This window comes from Candidatus Accumulibacter sp. ACC012 (assembly GCF_907163155.1).
Taxonomy (GTDB): Bacteria; Pseudomonadota; Gammaproteobacteria; order Burkholderiales; family Rhodocyclaceae; genus Accumulibacter; species Accumulibacter delftensis.
Map to the genome: position 1 here is coordinate 224,372 of NZ_CAJQUC010000002.1, position 17,010 is coordinate 241,381.

Annotated in this window: 13 protein-coding genes; 5 read left to right on the forward strand and 8 right to left on the reverse strand. The window is 63.5% G+C overall.

The genetic code is table 11. The annotated features are described in order from the left end of the window. Positions 1-11: 11 nt before the first annotated feature. Together QZ648_RS01545 and QZ648_RS01550 are read right to left on the reverse strand one after the other, a co-directional pair. Positions 12-1,727, reverse strand: a complete 1,716-nt coding sequence (locus QZ648_RS01545) for a phosphate ABC transporter substrate-binding/OmpA family protein (RefSeq protein ID WP_169067556.1) — start codon at positions 1,725-1,727, stop codon at positions 12-14. 15 nt (positions 1,728-1,742) lie between these two features. Beyond that, entirely contained in the window at positions 1,743-2,474 is a 732-nt protein-coding gene (locus QZ648_RS01550) for a methyl-accepting chemotaxis protein (protein WP_169067555.1), read from the reverse strand. A gap of 247 nt (positions 2,475-2,721) precedes the next feature. Between QZ648_RS01550 and QZ648_RS01555 the strand changes: the two genes are divergently transcribed. Both QZ648_RS01555 and QZ648_RS01560 read left to right on the forward strand, forming a co-directional pair. Next, the gene (locus QZ648_RS01555) at positions 2,722-3,567 is read left to right on the forward strand and encodes a PA4780 family RIO1-like protein kinase (protein WP_169067554.1); all 846 of its coding nucleotides are present in this window, start codon (positions 2,722-2,724) and stop codon (positions 3,565-3,567) included. Positions 3,568-3,712: 145 nt separating this feature from the next. Further along, positions 3,713-4,765, forward strand: coding sequence for a DUF3616 domain-containing protein (locus QZ648_RS01560; RefSeq protein ID WP_291995895.1), 1,053 nt, complete (start codon positions 3,713-3,715; stop codon positions 4,763-4,765). A 117-nt stretch (positions 4,766-4,882) separates the two neighbouring features. Here QZ648_RS01560 and glgB read toward each other — a convergent pair whose 3' ends face one another. From glgB to amrB, 4 genes are all read right to left on the reverse strand, one after another. After that, complete coding sequence (glgB, locus tag QZ648_RS01565; RefSeq protein WP_169067552.1) at positions 4,883-7,072, reverse strand: 1,4-alpha-glucan branching protein GlgB; 2,190 nt, start codon at positions 7,070-7,072, stop codon at positions 4,883-4,885. Between the two features lie 192 nt (positions 7,073-7,264). Beyond that, complete coding sequence (locus QZ648_RS01570) at positions 7,265-7,936, reverse strand: hypothetical protein (protein WP_169067551.1); 672 nt, start codon at positions 7,934-7,936, stop codon at positions 7,265-7,267. Between the two features lie 8 nt (positions 7,937-7,944). Further along, positions 7,945-9,054, reverse strand: a complete 1,110-nt coding sequence (gene amrS, locus QZ648_RS01575) for an AmmeMemoRadiSam system radical SAM enzyme (protein ID WP_169067550.1) — start codon at positions 9,052-9,054, stop codon at positions 7,945-7,947. Continuing rightward, complete coding sequence (amrB, locus tag QZ648_RS01580; RefSeq protein WP_169067549.1) at positions 9,039-10,406, reverse strand: AmmeMemoRadiSam system protein B; 1,368 nt, start codon at positions 10,404-10,406, stop codon at positions 9,039-9,041. The genes amrS and amrB overlap by 16 nt, the downstream gene beginning before the upstream one ends. A 145-nt stretch (positions 10,407-10,551) precedes the next feature. Between amrB and ispD the strand changes: the two genes are divergently transcribed. Continuing rightward, the gene (gene ispD, locus QZ648_RS01585; RefSeq protein ID WP_169067548.1) at positions 10,552-11,250 is read left to right on the forward strand and encodes a 2-C-methyl-D-erythritol 4-phosphate cytidylyltransferase; all 699 of its coding nucleotides are present in this window, start codon (positions 10,552-10,554) and stop codon (positions 11,248-11,250) included. Continuing rightward, positions 11,247-11,726 carry a 2-C-methyl-D-erythritol 2,4-cyclodiphosphate synthase gene (gene ispF / locus QZ648_RS01590; RefSeq protein ID WP_169067547.1) on the forward strand — a complete coding sequence of 160 codons (480 nt, stop codon included), beginning with the start codon at positions 11,247-11,249 and terminating at the stop codon, positions 11,724-11,726. Before ispD ends, ispF begins: the two co-directional genes overlap by 4 nt. Before the next feature lie 116 nt (positions 11,727-11,842). Here ispF and QZ648_RS01595 read toward each other — a convergent pair whose 3' ends face one another. Next, positions 11,843-12,868 (reverse strand): TIR domain-containing protein, encoded by a 1,026-nt coding sequence (locus tag QZ648_RS01595; protein WP_169067546.1) that lies wholly within the window; start codon positions 12,866-12,868, stop codon positions 11,843-11,845. Between the two features lie 74 nt (positions 12,869-12,942). Beyond that, positions 12,943-13,881, reverse strand: coding sequence for an N-acetylmuramoyl-L-alanine amidase (locus QZ648_RS01600; RefSeq protein ID WP_169067545.1), 939 nt, complete (start codon positions 13,879-13,881; stop codon positions 12,943-12,945). A gap of 516 nt (positions 13,882-14,397) precedes the next feature. On the opposite strand from QZ648_RS01600, the gene QZ648_RS01605 reads away from it, so the two are divergent. After that, complete coding sequence (locus QZ648_RS01605; protein ID WP_248595503.1) at positions 14,398-16,896, forward strand: glycogen/starch/alpha-glucan phosphorylase; 2,499 nt, start codon at positions 14,398-14,400, stop codon at positions 16,894-16,896. The last annotated feature ends 114 nt before the right edge of the window (positions 16,897-17,010 follow it).

Genomic DNA, 17,010 nt, shown 5'->3' on the forward strand with positions numbered 1-17,010 from the left:
GATCGCTGGCTCTAACGGCCGCCGAACACAGCTACCCGGGTGCTCCGGTTAAGCGCTCGGCAGTCTTCGAGGGACAAGCCTTCGGCGGCGGCGTTGGCTTCGTTGCACAGCGGACGATCAGGGCCATTGCCGACAATCTTGAAACGCTCGCGCGGGAACTCCCATTGCGTGACCAGATAGTCGACCACGGCCCGGGCGCGGACCTCCGAAAGACGCTGATTCACCTCGCGAGCGCCCGTCGAGTCGGAATTGCCGCTGACTTCGAAGTAGGCTTTGCCGTTGTTCTCGATGAACGGCACCATCTCGGCATCAATCGTCTTATGGGCGCGCTTGCTCAAGTCAGTGCTGCCCGAGGCAAAACCAACGGTCACCGGCTTGGTCACCATCGCTTGCTGTTGCGTGGCTTCCTTGAGCGAGGCTTGCGTGAAGCTGGTCTGTGGTTGTGCGGCGGCGGTCGCAGCCGGCTGATCACGGGCCAGAATGGCCTTGATGAAGCGGTAGTCGAAGCTGTCCTGCGGCGCGATCACCGGCGATTTTGGATTGGCCAGCGCGCCGGCCTTGCGGTAGATCTCGTCAAAACGCTTGTAGACACGCTCGTAGTGGTTGGTGCCACCGGCCAGACCGAGAATGCGGGCGTTTTCTTCGACGCCGGTCCACACCACGTTCGGGAACAGGTTCTTGACAAAAGGCCGGCCTTCCTTGTCGGCGAGCAACTTGAAGAACTCCTCGGTGTTGACCAGCGCGTCCACCGCGTTGTCCGGATTGGCGCGTGCTGCCGGCACGCCTTCCATCCAGCCTTCGACGAACTTCTGGACCACGGCCTGTCCCTCGGGCTTCGCCAGCAGGCGCGAGTCGCAGACCATGACGTCGAAAATCAGGTTGGTGGCCGTCTTCGTCGAGTAGACGACGTGCGCGCCTTTGACGTTGCGCAGCGCCAGGGCCAGGTCCGGGTCCCAGAGAACCGCCGCATCGACGTGCCCGGACTCGAGCGCGGCGCGCACGCCGGCCGTGCCTTCCTCGGCATTGATGAAGACGATCTTGACACTTTCCTTCTTGCGCGCCGTCAGTGAGGCGTTGTCCAGCGCGTCGATCAGGATGCCGTGCGACGGCGTGAACTGGAGCAGCGCCACCGAACGTCCGGCCAGGTCTTCGATGGCCTTCACCGCTGGATCGCTGGCGATGACCGCGTCGCCTCCCTGCGTGTTATCGACAATCATCACCGCCTTGCCGTCGAGGCCGGCGTTACGCAGGTTCGGTTGCTCCTGGGCCCAGAAGTCGGAGGTTCGCCAGGCGCACTGCGCCGCGCCGGATTCGAAGATCGTCGCCAGCGTCGGAATGTCGTCCTGAATCACGAAGCGCACATTCAGGCCTATCTTGCTGTAAATCGACCCCGGCTGCGTGTCCAGGGAATTGCCATTGGCGACCAGGGCGGGTGCGTAGCCGTGGAAGCTGACCAGGCTCACCTTGAGGGGGTTGCCCGGGGTGCCGAGCGCTGCGTTCTTGGCGTCCGCTTTGGCGGTCGCAGCCGTGGGCTGCGCCCTGGTCGGTGTCGGCGGCTGGGCTCTGGCCGCGGCCTCTGCAGTAGCGGTCGCTGGCGTGGAGAGCGCCGCTGCATCGCCGCCGCCGGCAAAGCGCTCCTTGAGGCCCAGGTTCCAGGCCAGCGATCCGGCGACGCCGAGAATTATGACCGTAATCAGGCCCTTGGCCATCGGTGTCAGTTGCGCCATCTGTCTTCTCCTTGCTTAGTGCGCAGCGCTATCAGGCGCCTTGAAATTGTTCGGAATTTCTCGCAGGCGCTCGATCTCGGCGTCCATGCGTCGGGTTTCACGCGTGCTTGACTCGCGCGCCGCGCGCAGGCCGGCCTCGACTCGCGTCGTTTCCTGCGCAGCGCGCGTCACTTCGCGTTCGAGCAACTGTTCGAGTTCGGTGATCTGCTGGCGAATCGCCACGCTCGACTTGTCGAGCGAAAGCTTGATCTGGTCGATCACCTCGGCTGCTTGCTGCTCGCCGTTCTGCAACTGTCCTGTCAGCTGCTCCTTGTAGGCGCCGAGCGCCGAGATCTTGAACTGGGCATCGCGCACACAATCGACGATCTGCCAGTTGTCATCAGCCGCGTCCATCGCCAGGACCGCTGCGTGCCGCGTCCCGGCGTCCATCGCTCGCAGGCCGTCGAGCAGGCGCAGGAGCTTTTCTGCCGCATACGGCGAAGCGGGCACAGCGGCGGCGGCGTAGATGTCGGGCAAGGGGATGCCTTCCTGTCTACCTGCGAGTTGCTCTGCCGGAGCGCCAACGGTCGCCAATTCCGGCGGCGAAGCGTCACCTGTTTCCACGGGCATATCGGCAGCACTTGCGGGCTCCGCAGCGTAGGATTGCGTGTCGGCAGCGGCCTGTTCAGCTTCGGCGGCGGCCAGTCGCTCATCGTCCGAGAGCTCAATCAGATTTGCTCTCGCCAGAAAATTCAGGATACCCTTCATTCCACCTCCCGGGATGGTCGATAGGTCGTGGGACGTCGCACGAACCAGAGTCGGGCGATTATACGAATGAAACCACGCTTGGCAAGAAGGCGACGGTAAAGACATCGATAGCAGCCAGAGTATCTCTGGCCTTGGTCGGCCGAGTCAAGGCGGGCGAGCTTGCAGCCGGATCGCGAGGCGGCCTACCGCGCTGTGGTGTACGGCGGAAGGCGCTACACTGCGGCATTGCCACAAAAATGAACACCCCATGAAAACACCCGCAAGACTTTTAGCACTCGTTGAAGAAGGCCTCGTCGACCAGGTGCTCGGCCAGTTGATGAGCGGCAAGGAGGCCACCGTCTATGTCGTTCGCTGTGGCGACGACATTCGTTGCGCCAAAGTCTATAAGGAAGCCAGCCAGCGCAGCTTCCGCAACAATGCCTCCTATCAGGAAGGCCGCAAGGTCAGGAATAGCCGGCAGGCGCGCGCCATGGAGAAGGGCAGCCGCTTTGGGCGCAAGATGCAGGAAGAGGTCTGGCAGAGTGCCGAGGTCGATGCCCTGTATCGGCTGGCGGCTGCGGGGGTGCGGGTTCCACAGCCGCATCTCTGCTATGAGGGCGTCCTGCTGATGGATCTGATTGTCGATGCCGACGGCCATCCGGCACCGCGCCTCAACGATGTCGAGCTCAGCGAAGAATTGGCGCTGGAATTTCACGCCCTGCTGATCGAGCAGGTGGTGCGGATGCTTTGCGCCGGCATCATCCATGGCGATCTTTCCGAATACAACATCCTCGTCGGCGAGGACGGACCGGTGATCATCGATGTGCCGCAGGCGATCGACGCAGCGGGCAACAGCAACGCCGCCGAGATGTTCGCGCGGGACGTGATCAATCTGCGCAGCTACTTCAGCAGTTTTGCGCCCTCGCTGGTGGGCAGCCAGTTCGGCAAGGAAATCTGGGCGCACTACGAAAGTGGCCTGCTGACCCCGGAGCTTGCCTTGACGGGCCGAGTCGTTCTTGACGAACGCCTGGCCGATGTCGACGCGGTCTTGCAACAGGTCGAGTTGGCCATCAAGGAAGATGAAATCCGCCGCATGTGCCGGGAAGATCAATGACCCCTCAGACGGTTTTCCTGCCATGAAAAGGAAGGTATGTAAATTTTCAGGATGCTGGCACCTCTGCGCCCTGGCGTTCGCCAGCGCTTCCCTGCTACTGGTGCCAGGTAGTGCCGACGCCCGTGCAGCGCTCCCGGTCCCAAGCGTGCAGCCCACCAGTGGCCCATGGAGTAGTGGCGATGGCTTTTCCTTCGGCCTGGGCAAGAAGAAAGACGCGAAAGCCCGCCGCTCGGTCAGCGGCATGGCCTGCAGCCTGAGCACCGTGCAGCAGCGCATCTGCCTGCTGGTCTTCGACGAGGGTGTCGAGGTGCGTTACGCAACGCTACGCGAGGGGACTCTGGTCGTTGGCTCGGAGCGCGTCGTGCTGCGTGCCGACGCGGGCGAACTGGACGCTGAAGGCGCCGCCACCGATGGCAGCTACTTCTATGTCACTGGCTCGCATTCGGCGAAACGTTCCGACTGCCAGAGCAATCCGCACAGCCGCCATGTGCTCCGCTTCCGTCGCGATCCGGCGACCGGCCGCGCGCTGCGCTCGCCAAGCGGCGACCCCAGCGGGATCCTGGTCGACTACGCGGACAGCGGGCGCCTGTGGGCGATCATGCAAGCGCAGCCCGAACTCAAGGCGTTTGTCGGGGAAGGCAAATGCCTGGGCTCGGCGCCTCCCCCCGAGGCGCCGGAGTTGGCGGGGCAAGATGGCGTCAACATCGAAGGCCTGGCGGTCAGCGACGGGCGCCTGTATTTCGGTTTCCGTGGCCCGGCCAGGAAGAGCCTGGCACTCATCCTGGCGGTCGATGCAGAAGCGCTGTTCAAAGGCGGCGACGCCAAGGCCAACGTCACCCGAATCAAGGTCGGGGCAGGGCGGGGCATACGCGACATGGTGGCCGTAGCAGGCGGTTTCCTGCTGCTGACCGGCCCTGACGACGACCCTGCCAACCAGGAGCGCGTGAAGTGGTCGATTGCCTGGTGGGACGGAACCAGCAGCGCCGCTGTTGCCACGCCAAAAACGCTGGCCACTCTGGACCTCGAAGGCGTGGAACTGCGCCAACTCAAAGCCGGCAAAGCCAACACCTGCGAAGACAAGGCGCTCAAACCGGAGGCCATGACAGTGCTCGAAGAGACGCCACAGGCCTACAAGCTGCTGATTCTGTCCGACGGCATGTGCGACGGCGGAGCTCTGGCGTTTACTGTGGTGCGCTAACGGTCATGACATGGCGAGACACCCCGGATCATGAAAGTCATGACCGCCCCCCTTCCCCCGGCCCTTCCCCCGCAAGGGGAGAAGGAACGTTCGTGAGTCGCGTGCGCGATTCGCAGCTTAGCGCTGCAAGGCCAGCACGATGGTCGCCAGTGGCGGTAGGGTGATTTCCAGCGAGTGCGAACGATTCATCCACGGCATGGACTGGGCAACGAGAGCCTCCTGGCCATTGCCGAGGTTGCTGCCACCGTAGAAATGCGAATCGGAGTTGAAGATTTCTGCGTAGGTACCCTCTTCAGGGACCCCGATGCGGTAGTAGCTGCGCGGCACTGGCGTCAGGTTTACCACTACGATCACGAACTCGGACCCCGAGCGGCGCACGAAGCTCAGGATCGACTGGGCAGAATCGTTGCAGTCGATCCACTCGAAGCCGGTCCAGTCGAACTCGTGACCATGTAGCGCCGCCTTGTCGCGATAGAGGTGGTTGAGGTCGCTGACCATGCGTTGCATGCCACTGTGCAGGGGGTATTCGAGCACATACCAATCGAGCACTCCGGCGCTGTTCCATTCCAGGCCCTGGCCGAATTCGGTTCCCATGAACAGCAGCTTCTTGCCCGGATGCGTGAACATGTAGCTGTAGAGCGTGCGCAGGTTGGCGAAGCGTTGCCATTCGTCACCGGGCATCTTGTTTACCATCGAGCCTTTGCCATGCACCACTTCATCGTGCGAGAAGGGCAGCATGAAATTCTCGGTGAATGAATAGAGCATGCTGAAGGTGAGCAGGTTGTGGTGGTACTGGCGATGGATCGGCTCCTGGGCGATGTAGCGCAGGGTGTCGTTCATCCAGCCCATGTTCCACTTGATGTCGAAGCCGAGGCCGCCCAGATAGACCGGTCGCGTCACCTGCGGCCAGGAGGTGGACTCCTCGGCGATGATCAGGGCGCCCGGACACTCGACATGCGCGACACTGTTGAGTTCGCGCAGAAACTCGATCGCCTCGAGGTTCTCGCGGCCACCGTACATGTTGGGAACCCAGTCCTCACGCGAATAGTCGAGGTAGAGCATCGATGCCACGGCGTCGACGCGCAGTCCGTCGAGGTGCATTTCGCGCAACCAGTACAGGGCGCTGGCGACGAGGAAGTTTCGGACTTCGTTGCGACCGAAGTTGAAGATCAACGTGGACCAGTCGAGGTGCTCGCCCTTGCGCGGGTCCTCGTGCTCGTAGAGGGCGGTGCCGTCGAAGCGGGCGAGGGCAAAAGCGTCTTTCGGAAAATGCGCCGGCACCCAGTCGAGAATCACGCCGATGTTGTGGGCATGCAAGTGGTCGATGAAGAAGCGGAAGTCATCCGGCGTGCCAAAACGGCTGGTCGGGGCGAAATAGCCGGTTGCCTGATAGCCCCACGAGAGGTCGAAGGGGTGCTCGGTGACCGGCAGTAGTTCGACGTGGGTGAAGCCCATGCGCGTGACGTAGTCAACCAGACGGATGGCCAACTCGCGGTAGTTCAGGAATTCTCCCTCCGCTCCACGCTGCCACGAACCGAGGTGCACTTCGTAGACCGACATCGGCGCGTGCTGCCAGTCCCATTCGGCACGTTTTGCCATCCACTCGCTGTCCTGCCAGACGTGCTCTGCTTCACCGACGACGATCGAGGCCGTTTTCGGGCGTGCCTCGAACTGCTGTCCATAGGGGTCGGCCTTCAGCAATACTTCACCGCTATTGCGATTCCTGATCTCGAAGCGGTAGAAGGCTCCCGGCGCAAGCTCGGGAATGAAGATTTCCCACACGCCGCTGCCCGGACGCACGCGCATCTGGTGGCGACGACCGTCCCAGCGGTTGAAGTCGCCAACCACGCTGACACGCTCGGCGTTGGGCGCCCAGACCGCGAACAAGACGCCGGCAACGCCATCCACTTCGCGGCAATTCGCGCCCAGGATGTTGTAGGCGTGGCGGTGGTTGCCGGCGCTCAGCAGGTGCAGGTCGAGATCGCCGATCTGTGGCCCGTAGGAATAGGGATCATGGGAGATGTGCTGGCGATGACCATCGTCCAGCCAGATCAGCCGATAGTGCTCGGGAAGGTCGTCGACCGCGCCGCGCCAGCTGAAGAAATCGCTTTCTCCGATCCGTTCCAGGGAGTGATTGCCTTCCAGGATGGAGACTTCGACGGCATGCGGAATATAGACGCAGACCGCGACGCCGTTTTCGTCGGGATGTTTGCCCAGCACCTCGAACGGATCGTGATGCCTGGCCTCGATGATCTTGAGATGATGGTCATTTAAGGTGGGTCGCGTGATGCTTTCTACCGGTTTCATATGCCTTCTCGATTTTGCGTTGACGCCGCGCGTGCGAATGTGGACCGCGGCCAGGGTATTGCGGGAATCTGGCTCGGCCTCAATTTTATTCCTTGACCATTGGTACCACAAGCCGAGCATGGATAAAGGCCTGGCGTTACGCGCCAGGGATTATTCCATCGGCAAGGGTTATGGCGCTCCAGCTCTGCTCCTCTAAGCGCGTTTCGTCCTTACCGCCGTGGGCAGGTGGTGCACGAACCAGCGCGCCGTTTCGCGCGCGACCCACTCGAAGGCCGCGGCCGAGGCGGGGGCATCGGCGCTCGCCGGCAGTCGCTTCAACTCCTTGCGCCCGGCGAGCTCGCGCAAGGCGCGCCAATTACTGGCTTCGACGCGCTGTTCGCTTTCGCCGACGAGGACCAGCAGGGGCGAGATCAGGGTATGCAGGTAGAGCATGCCGGCCAGGTCGATCAGGCCGCCGCGGCAGACAATGGCAAAGATGTCGCGGTCACGGATGGCGGCGGCGCGCACGACCACCGGAGAGCAGTCAGCAGCGCCGCTGAGGCCGATCGGCAGCGTCGGCAGTTCTTCGAGGAGCATCTGCTGCTTGAGCAGGGCCAGGCCGTCGAGCAGGCGGCTGGCGAGCAGCGAAACGTTGTGATGATTGTCGGCGAAGCGTTCTTCGCTGCTGCTCAGCAGGTCGAAGCTCAACGTGCCGATGCCGGCGTGGCGGAGGACGACGGCGAGGGCGTCATCGCGGGCCTCGGGATTCGGTCCGGCGTGGGCCAGGATTACCAGTGCAGAAGGCCGCGCGGGCAGGAACAGCTCGGCGTTCAGTCGCGTGCTGCCGCAGGCGATGGCCAGCGTCCTGGTGTCGGCGGTGGTCATCGCTTCACTCAACGGCGCACCAGCCTGACCGGAACGCGGCGGGGACCGAAAGGTTTGCCGAAGCGGCGGAAATAGCCGGCGATCGGCGTCGCGCAGTGCGGACAGCGACCATCACTCGGCAGGTCGTAATGGCGGATGTTGTACCAGTCGCGCTCGATCAGCGCCGCCTGGCATTGCGGGCAGAAGGTGGTGCCGCCTTCGGTGTCATGCACATTGCCGGTGTAGACGTAGTTCAGACCGGCGTCCATGGCGATGCGTCGGGCCTGGGTCAGGGTTGATGGCGGCGTTGGCGGCAGTTCGCTCATTTTCCAGTCCGGGTGGAAGGCCGAGAAGTGCAGGGGCACGTTCGCTCCCAGCTCGCGCGCCACCCAGTCGGCAAGGGCCTTGATTTCGCTCGACGAGTCGTTTCGGCCGGGGATCAGCAGGGTGGTTATTTCCAGCCAGCAGTTCGTCTCATGGTGGATGTAGGCGAGCGTATCGAGCACCGCTTGCAGGTGGCCGCCGCAGAGCTTGAAATAGAAGTCGTCGGTGAAGGCCTTGAGATCGACGTTGGCGGCGTCCATGACCGCAAAGAATTCGCGCGCTGGCTCGGGATGGATGTAACCGGCGGTGACGGCAACGGTCTTGATGCCCTTTGCGCGGCAGGCGACGGCGGTATCGATCGCATACTCGGCAAAAATTACCGGGTCGTTGTAGGTGAAAGCGACGGCGTGCGCACCATAGGCCGCCGCAGCGGCAGCGATGCCCTCAGGGCTGGCGGTATCGAGCAGGCGGTCCATGTCTTTCGACTTGGAGATGTCCCAGTTCTGGCAGAACTTGCACGCCAGGTTGCAGCCGGCGGTGCCGAAAGAAAGAATCGACGAGCCCGGGTAGAAGTGGTTGAGCGGTTTCTTCTCAATGGGGTCGATGCAGAAGCCCGACGAACGGCCGTAAGTGGTCAACACCATCGCGCCAGCGATGTTCTGACGGACGAAGCAGGCGCCGCGCTGGCCGGCGTGCAGCTTGCAGTCGCGGGGGCAGAGGTCGCACTGAATGCGGCCCTCGGCAAGCGCGTGCCACCAGCGCGCGGGGTGTGTCGATGCGGGGGTTTTCAGCGAGTCGTTCAGGTCTCTTTCCATTTTCGTACTCCATAACGCGCCAGGGTGAGCTCGGGGTCCCAGAAGTCGGCGGCCAGGCCGGCTTTCAGCTTGAGCTGGGCCATGAACTGCCGGGGGTCGGCGAGCGACTCCCAGACCTGCGGCAGGAAAGTCGCTCGCCGCCGGCCGTAGCTCAGGATCAGGCCGTCGATACCCGGTCGCAGGCGGGCCAGGGCGTCTTCCTCGTTGCGCACCGGGAAGGCTTCGGCCGGCGACAGCAATGACACCTCGACGCGCGTGCGCGGCAACTCCTGCTCGCTCAGCGGCGCGAAGCGCCGGTCGTGAAAGGCAGCGGCGAAGGCGTTCTCGGCGACGTCGGTGGCCAGTGGCCGATGCGCTTCCAGGCTGCCGATACAGCCGCGCAGTTGGCCGTTCCGGGTCAGGGTGACGAAGCTCGCTCCCAGCGCGGAGAGTTCGGGCATCGGCGTCACCGGCTGTGGTGATAGTCCGAACTTTGCGGCAATGGCGTTGCGCGCACTGACGAGCAGGGCGCTGCCGAGGAGGTCCCAGTGGGCATCGGCGCTCACCGGCGTAAAGCTGAAGGCGCCATAGCCGACGACGCGTGACTTGTCGCCGGCGGTATCTCCCGAATTGCGCAGATCGAGCAACCGAGCTCGCAGTCCGTGCCGACGCGCGGCCAGCAAGAGGCCGTTGACCGGAGTCGCGCCGCAGGCCTGTTGATGGTCGAGCTTGGCGTCAAGCGCGACGATGTGCCGGGCGGTGTCGGTGTCGGTCTCGCAGGCACGCGGGTAGGGAAGGTAATGCGAGAGGTCGGAGCTGATCACGATCAGCGTCTCATCGCTGCCCCACAGGGTTTCGAGCACTTCGGCGACTTCGCTCGGCGAGGCCTTGCCGACGGCCAGGGGCACCAGCGTAAAGCGTTCGAGCACTGTTTGCAGGAACGGCAGTTGTACTTCGAGCGAGTGTTCCATGGCGTGCGCGGCGTCGCTGACGACGACCTGAGGCAATGGCGCGATGCGGGCGATGGCCTCGGCGTCCAGAGGAACCTCGCCGAGCGGCGTGGCGAAGGCGCTGACCGACGGCACGGCCAGCCCATTGACCGCGACGCGGTGCGTCGGGCCGAGTAGAACGACGCGCCGGATAGTGGCGCGCAGCGCGTGCAGCGGCGCATAGACAGTGGCGGCGATGGGGCCGGAATAAACGTAGCCGGCGTGCGGCGCGATGATCGCTTTCGGTGGCCGTTCGCGACTCTCCTGCGCTGGCGGCGTGTCGCCGAGTAGCTGGCGCAGAGTGCGCGTCAGAACGACGGCCGATCCTGGATAGAAGGTGCCGGCGACTGCGGCCGGACGAACTGTGTCTGTCGAGTGGGTCATCTTGTCGATCCTCAGGGCATGCTGCTCGGGAAGGCAGAGCGGCTTCGGGACGGTCTCCCGAAAAGTTGCCCGGCGGCGAGAGCCCGTGCGCAGCGCTGCGCGTTCATTTTGGTATCCGCCTGCCTTCTTTGGTTAAAATTACGCCATGCTACGTCACTACGCAATCGTTCCCGCCGCCGGCAGCGGATCGCGCTTTGGCGGCGAGATGCCAAAGCAATACCAGTTGCTCGCCGGCCGACCCTTGATCTACTACAGTCTTGCCGCTCTGTGTCGCTGCCAGCGTATCGATCGCGTCTGGGTGGTGCTCTCTCCGGACGACGGCTGGTGGCGGCGATACGATTGGACGAGTCTTGGCCACAAACTGGAGACCGTGTATTGCGGCGGCGCAAGCCGCTCCGACAGCGTTGCCAATGGCCTCTCTGCGGCGGCTACGGCCGCTCACGACGATGACTGGGCGCTGGTTCACGACGCCGCGCGCCCCTGTCTGTCGCAGGCGAACTTAAATGCGCTATGCGAGCAGCTCGCCGACGATCCGGTCGGCGGCCTCCTGGCCGCGCCGCTGGCCGACACCCTCAAGCGTGCCGACGCCGAACAGCGCGTTGCGCACACCGTGTCGCGCGACGGCCTGTGGCAGGCGCAGACGCCACAGATGTTTCGTTATGGCTTGCTGCGTCAGGTGCTCGCCGAGCACCCGCAGGGTACTGACGAAGCCTCCGCCGTCGAGGCCGCCGGCTTCAAGCCGCGCCTGGTTGCCGGCGACGCCAGCAACTTCAAGGTCACTTTCCCCGCCGACCTGCGCCTGGCCGAACTGATCCTGCAGGGCAGGGCGCGGGTGGACGAATGATCCGCGTCGGCCAGGGTTGCGACATTCACGCGCTGGTCCCCGGTCGCAAGATGATCCTTGGCGGGGTCGATATCGCGCACGGCAGCGGCCTGCTCGGCCATTCCGACGCCGACGCCTTGCTACACGCGATTATCGACGCGCTGCTCGGCGCCGCCGCGCTGGGCGACATCGGCCGCCACTTTCCCGACACCGACCCGCGTTATCGCGGCGCCGACAGCCGCGTGCTGCTGCGCGCCGCGTTTGCCCTGTTGGCGGAGGCGGGCTGGCAAGTCGGCAACATCGATGCGACGATCATTGCCCAGCAACCGAAGATGGCGCCGTATCTGGCGCAGATGGTCGCCAACATCGCCGCTGACCTGCAGGTGGCTGTCGACTGCGTGAACGTAAAGGCAAAGACCTCCGAAAAGCTGGGCTTCGTCGGGCGTGGGGAAGGCATCGCTACTGAGGCAGTGGTGCTGATCACGCAACTGTGCTGACTCGGGCGTCGCCGCTCAGCTTCGCGCTACGAGCCGTGGGGGCGAGCGGCGTTGGCCCCTGCCGCGAGGGGCTGTAAGCGGCGCGCGGCAAAGGGCTTTGCGGGATGCCAGCCTGATCACTGGGGCGGCACGCGTTTCAGACGAACGGGGCGTTCGACCTGTTTTCCGTTCAGCCAGACCGTCCCGGACATCGAGCTGCCATCGGCAGCGATGGTGGCGTGCAGGTTCCCGGTATCGACCAGCACGTCGCCGGGAGTGCTGACAATCTGCAAGGCAATATCGACGACCAGTTGCTCTCCCGGGAGGGTGCTGGCGCTCCCTTTGCCGCGGTAGCTGACGGTGTCGAGTTCGCTGCCGAAACGCTCGCGCCAGAAGCTGCGGTAATCTGCCCAGTCAGCCCGTCGACTGATCGGCACGGGGCGACTGTTGAGCTCGACCTGATCGCCGGTCTGTCGTAGCGACAGGGAGAGCGTCTCGTCGGGCGCCAAGGTCGCGGACCAGGAACCGCTGACATCGGTGCTCGATGGGGTTGGCGCAAGGCGCAGCGTGTAGCCGCCGATACCGAGAGCGACGGCTGCGGCCGCCATGCCGGCGATCAGCCTGCGGCGACGCGTCCCGCCGACGCTTCGCTGCGCCGTGGCTGGCGCCGGCGCGGACGCCTTAAGCGGCGCCGCGGGTGCAATGCCCAGCGCCTGCAAGTCGTCTACCAGACGCCGGACGTCGTGCTCCCAGTCGTATGCGCGCAGCGGCCGCCAGGTGAACTCGCCGATGCGGTTGAAGGGTGCCGGCAGCTCGGCGGCAGGCGGCGCTGCGGTGACGCCGTCGCAAAGCAGCGGGATGAGGTGTGCACCGCCCGCCAGGGCGTCGGCGACTTCGCGTCGCACCGGGTCAGCGGGGTCGTCGATGCGCCGCTTGCCGTCATCGTCGCTGGCGGCCAGCAGCTGCGGGGTGAGCAGCAGCAGGAGTACCGGCTGTTGCTTGAGTGTGGCGGCTATCTCTTCGCGCCACTGGACCCCGGCGCGCAGGTCATCCTTGTCGATGAAGACCTGCGCGTCGCCGTACAGGGCGCCGAGATCGCGTGCCAGCGCCGTTGCCTTGTCGCGACCGTCGGACGAACGGTAGCTGATGAACAGCTGCGCCATCGGCGTGTGCTCGCGCTTTGCCGCTCAGCGACGCGGCTGGTGGGCCGGGAGGCTGCCAGCCGAGAGGGGATCCCTCACTGCGCGTGCCGGCGTGCTTTCTTCCCCTTGCCACCGTTTTTCCGGCTGACGGGGGCGGTGCCCGGATTCGTTGACGCCGGGCCGGTGACGGCAGATCTCGGGCTGACGCTGCTGTCGCCGCCGCCGCTGGCCGCAATATAGGCGTTACTGACCCAGCCCTCGATCTCGGGATCGGCGACGACCTCGACCAGGCTCCAGCGGTCACGTGCTTCGAGGAGGAGCACTTCGGTGCCGATCTTCAGCGCCGCCGCGACGGCTTCGAAACTGGCGTCCGGCCCTTTGCGGATGTTCAGGCTGCGGGCAGTAACCACGTAGCGTGCCGCTTCGTCTTGCTCACGACCGAGCACCCGGCTACGTACGGCGCCCAGCGGAAAGGCTGGGCCCGGGTCGATCTTGCGGCCAGGGGCGATGTCTTCGTGCCCGAGAACATCCTGCAGATCATAGTGCTCGACGAGCAGCTCGGCGAGTTCTATCGCCCGTTCGATTTGCGCTTCGCTGTAGGCGTGCCAGGGCGAGACCGGGCCACCATTGCGATGCGCGGCGAGGGTGACTTCGTCTTCTGGATAAACCTTGCCGAACCAGGCCTGGTATTGCTTACCGACTTTCTTGAGCAGGCCGGCATTATCCATTTCGATGCCGATGGAGTGGGAATTGAGGCCCATCAGCCCGGCCCACTGGCTGACACCGGCATGCCAGGTGACGACGTTGAAGGGTGCCAGCTGGACGATCTGTCCCTCACGCCCGAGCACCACATGTGCCGACGCGTTGCCGCGTGGTTTGCGTGTGCAGAGCGACTCCACCGAACCTTCAACCGAGCGCCCGGCCGTGTAATGGAGGATCAGGTAACTGGGGGCCATGATGCCGCCATGGTTGGGTGTGCTGCGATGACTGACCAGCTCGCCGACCAATTGGTGGTTTTCGATTCTCAGAGTCATGTGCTTTCCTCGCTGTGCTTGAACAAGATCGAACACGGCGCATCGACAACGCGCCACCGAAGGCACTTCTGCCTACCCGACTGCCTGCCTGTTCGTCAATGCTAGCACCAACCAGCGTCACGGCGCCGCCTGACAATGAAAGTCGCGCCAGCGACTCACGGTAGGTAGGTAGGCAGGCAGGCAGGTATTGAGCGTTCGCTTGCCATGTTCATTGTTACTGCAATCAAATAGCCTAAGCATCGACCGGGACACTGGCGACGCTGCCACCTCCACCGACGAAGCGCTGGCCAGGAAAAAAACCTCGCCTGGGGCGGTAGGCATGGGCGCGCACTATGCTTTAGACTCGCCCCTCAGGGGTCTTTTAAGGCAGCAAAAAACGACGCTACCAGGGTAATTGTTGGCAATAATCAAACGGATCTATCGAAAGGGACGGGCATGATTCAGAAGAAGCAAGGGCAGGGCGAGTCGCATGCGGGGCCGGCAGCGGTGCCGTTGGTGGGCAGGGACGACGAGCGCATGGGACTCGGAGTAGACGCGCTCAAGCGCGCCTTTCTGGACAGACTGGTTTACTCGCAGGCGCGCTTTCCGGAGGTGGCAACCCGGCGTGACTGCTTCCAGGCACTCGCCCTGACGGTACGCGATCGCCTGCTGCAGCGCTGGGTGCAAACCGCGCGCACCTACCGCAACAAGGGCAGCCGTACGGTCTGCTACCTGTCGGCCGAGTTCCTGATCGGTCCACAGCTTGGCAACAATCTGATCAATCTGGGCATTTTCGACAACGCGCGGCAGGCGATGGCGGAACTCGGGCTCGATCTGGATATGCTTCTCGATCAGGAAGAGGAGCCCGGACTGGGCAACGGCGGTCTCGGGCGTCTCGCCGCCTGTTACCTTGATTCGCTGGCAACGCTCGAGATTCCCGCCATCGGCTACGGCATTCGTTACGAGTTCGGCATTTTCACCCAGGTTATCCGTGACGGCTGGCAGGCCGAAGTGACCGACAAGTGGTTGCGTGCGGGAAGCCCGTGGCTGATCCATCGACCGAATGTCGCCTTCGATATCAAGATTGGCGGTCATACCGAACACCAGTACGAGGCGTCGGCTACTCGCCGCCTGCGCGTGCAGTGGATTCCCGCAAAAGTCGTGCGCGGGACGGCCTGGGACATGCCGGTGCTCGGCTATGGCGTCAATACCCCGAACCGGCTCAGACTGTGGAGCGCCGAGGCGCCGGAGGAATTCGATTTTGCCGCCTTCAACGCCGGCAATTACTACCAGGCGGTGGATGCAGAAGTGCTCTCCGAGACGCTGACCAAGGTCCTTTATCCGAACGACGAGATGGAAGCGGGCCAGACCCTGCGGCTCGAGCAACAGTACTTCTTTGTCGCCTGCTCGCTGCGCGACATGATTCGTCTGCAACTGCAACGCGAGAAAGATCTCAGTGCTTTCCACGAAAAGTTCGTCGTCCAGCTCAACGACACGCACCCATCGATCGCTGTCGCCGAACTGATGCGTTTACTGGTCGACGAGTACGAGATGCTCTGGGACGACGCGTGGTCGGTCACCCAGCGGACTTTCGCCTACACCAATCACACCTTGCTGCCCGAGGCTCTCGAGAAGTGGCCCTTGCACCTGTTCCGGAAAACCCTGCCCCGGCATTACGAAATCATCTGCGAGATCAACGAGCGTTTCCTTGACGAAGTGCGCATTCGCTTCCCCGGTGACGAAGCAGTCCTCAGGCGGATGTCGTTGATCGACGAAGATGGCGCACGTTACGTGCGCATGGCACACCTGGCGGTGGTCGGCAGCTTCGCCGTCAATGGGGTGGCTGCCCTGCACAGCGAACTCGTCAAGTCAGACATCCTCAAGGACTTCTACGACCTGTGGCCGGAAAAATTCAGGAACAAGACCAATGGCGTGACCCCGCGTCGCTTCGTTCTGCTCGCCAATCCAACGATGTCGCAGCTGATCGACGACACCATTGGCTCCGGCTGGGTGACCGACATGCAGCGTCTGCGCGAGCTCGAGCCCTATGCCGAGGACGCGGCCTTCCGCGAGGCATGGCGCGGCATCAAGCGCGGCAATAAAGAGCGCCTGGTCCATGAGATCAAGCGCTTTGCCCACGTCGACGCCGATCCGGCATCGATGTTCGACGTCCAGGTCAAGCGCATCCATGAGTATAAGCGCCAGCATCTCAACCTGCTGCACGTGATCTCGCTCTACAAGCGCCTCAAGGACAACCCGGGCCTGGTGGTTGCTCCGCGCACGGTGATTTTCGGTGGCAAGGCTGCGCCGGGTTATCGCATGGCCAAGCTGATGATTCGCCTGGCGACTGCCGTGGCCGATATCGTTGGCCGGGACCCGGCCATGCATGGCCGGCTACAGGTGGTCTTCTTCCCGAACTACAACGTCAAGAACGGTCAGTTGATCTTCCCGGCGGCGGACCTGTCGGAGCAGATCTCGTTGGCCGGCAAGGAAGCATCGGGCACTGGCAACATGAAGTTCCAGATGAATGGTGCGCTGACCATTGGCACGCTCGACGGCGCCAACGTCGAGATCCTCGAACAGGTTGGCGCAGAAAACTTCTTTCTGTTCGGGATGAACACGCCGGAGGTCAAGGAACTCCGCAACTGCGGCTACCGACCGCGCGACTACTACGAGGCGAACCCGCAGCTGCGTGAAGTGATCGATCTGATCAGCTCGGGCTTCTTTACCCGCGGTGACCGCGATGTCTTCCGGCCCTTGGTTGAACACCTTCTCAACCAGGACGAGTACATGCTGATGGCGGACTTTCAGTCGTACATCGATTGTCAGGAAAAGGTTTCCGAGGCCTACCTCGATTACGAGCGCTGGTCGCGGATGTCGATTCTCAACGTTGCACGCTCCGGATTCTTCTCGGCCGATCGTGCGATTCAGGAGTATTGCACGGACATCTGGCGGGTCGAGCCGGTGCGCATCGAACTCACCGATCTTTCGGAAGAGGACATGCACTTCAAGCGCGCCGCTGCGGACGCGCCTTGAGCAGAGCGTAGTCGCGCAGGGGAATGATGCTTTTCCCCTGCTGCGCGCAGAAGCGAACGTCACAATGAAATGGCGGCCATAGAGGCCGCCATTTCATTTGTCAGCGCCTGAGAC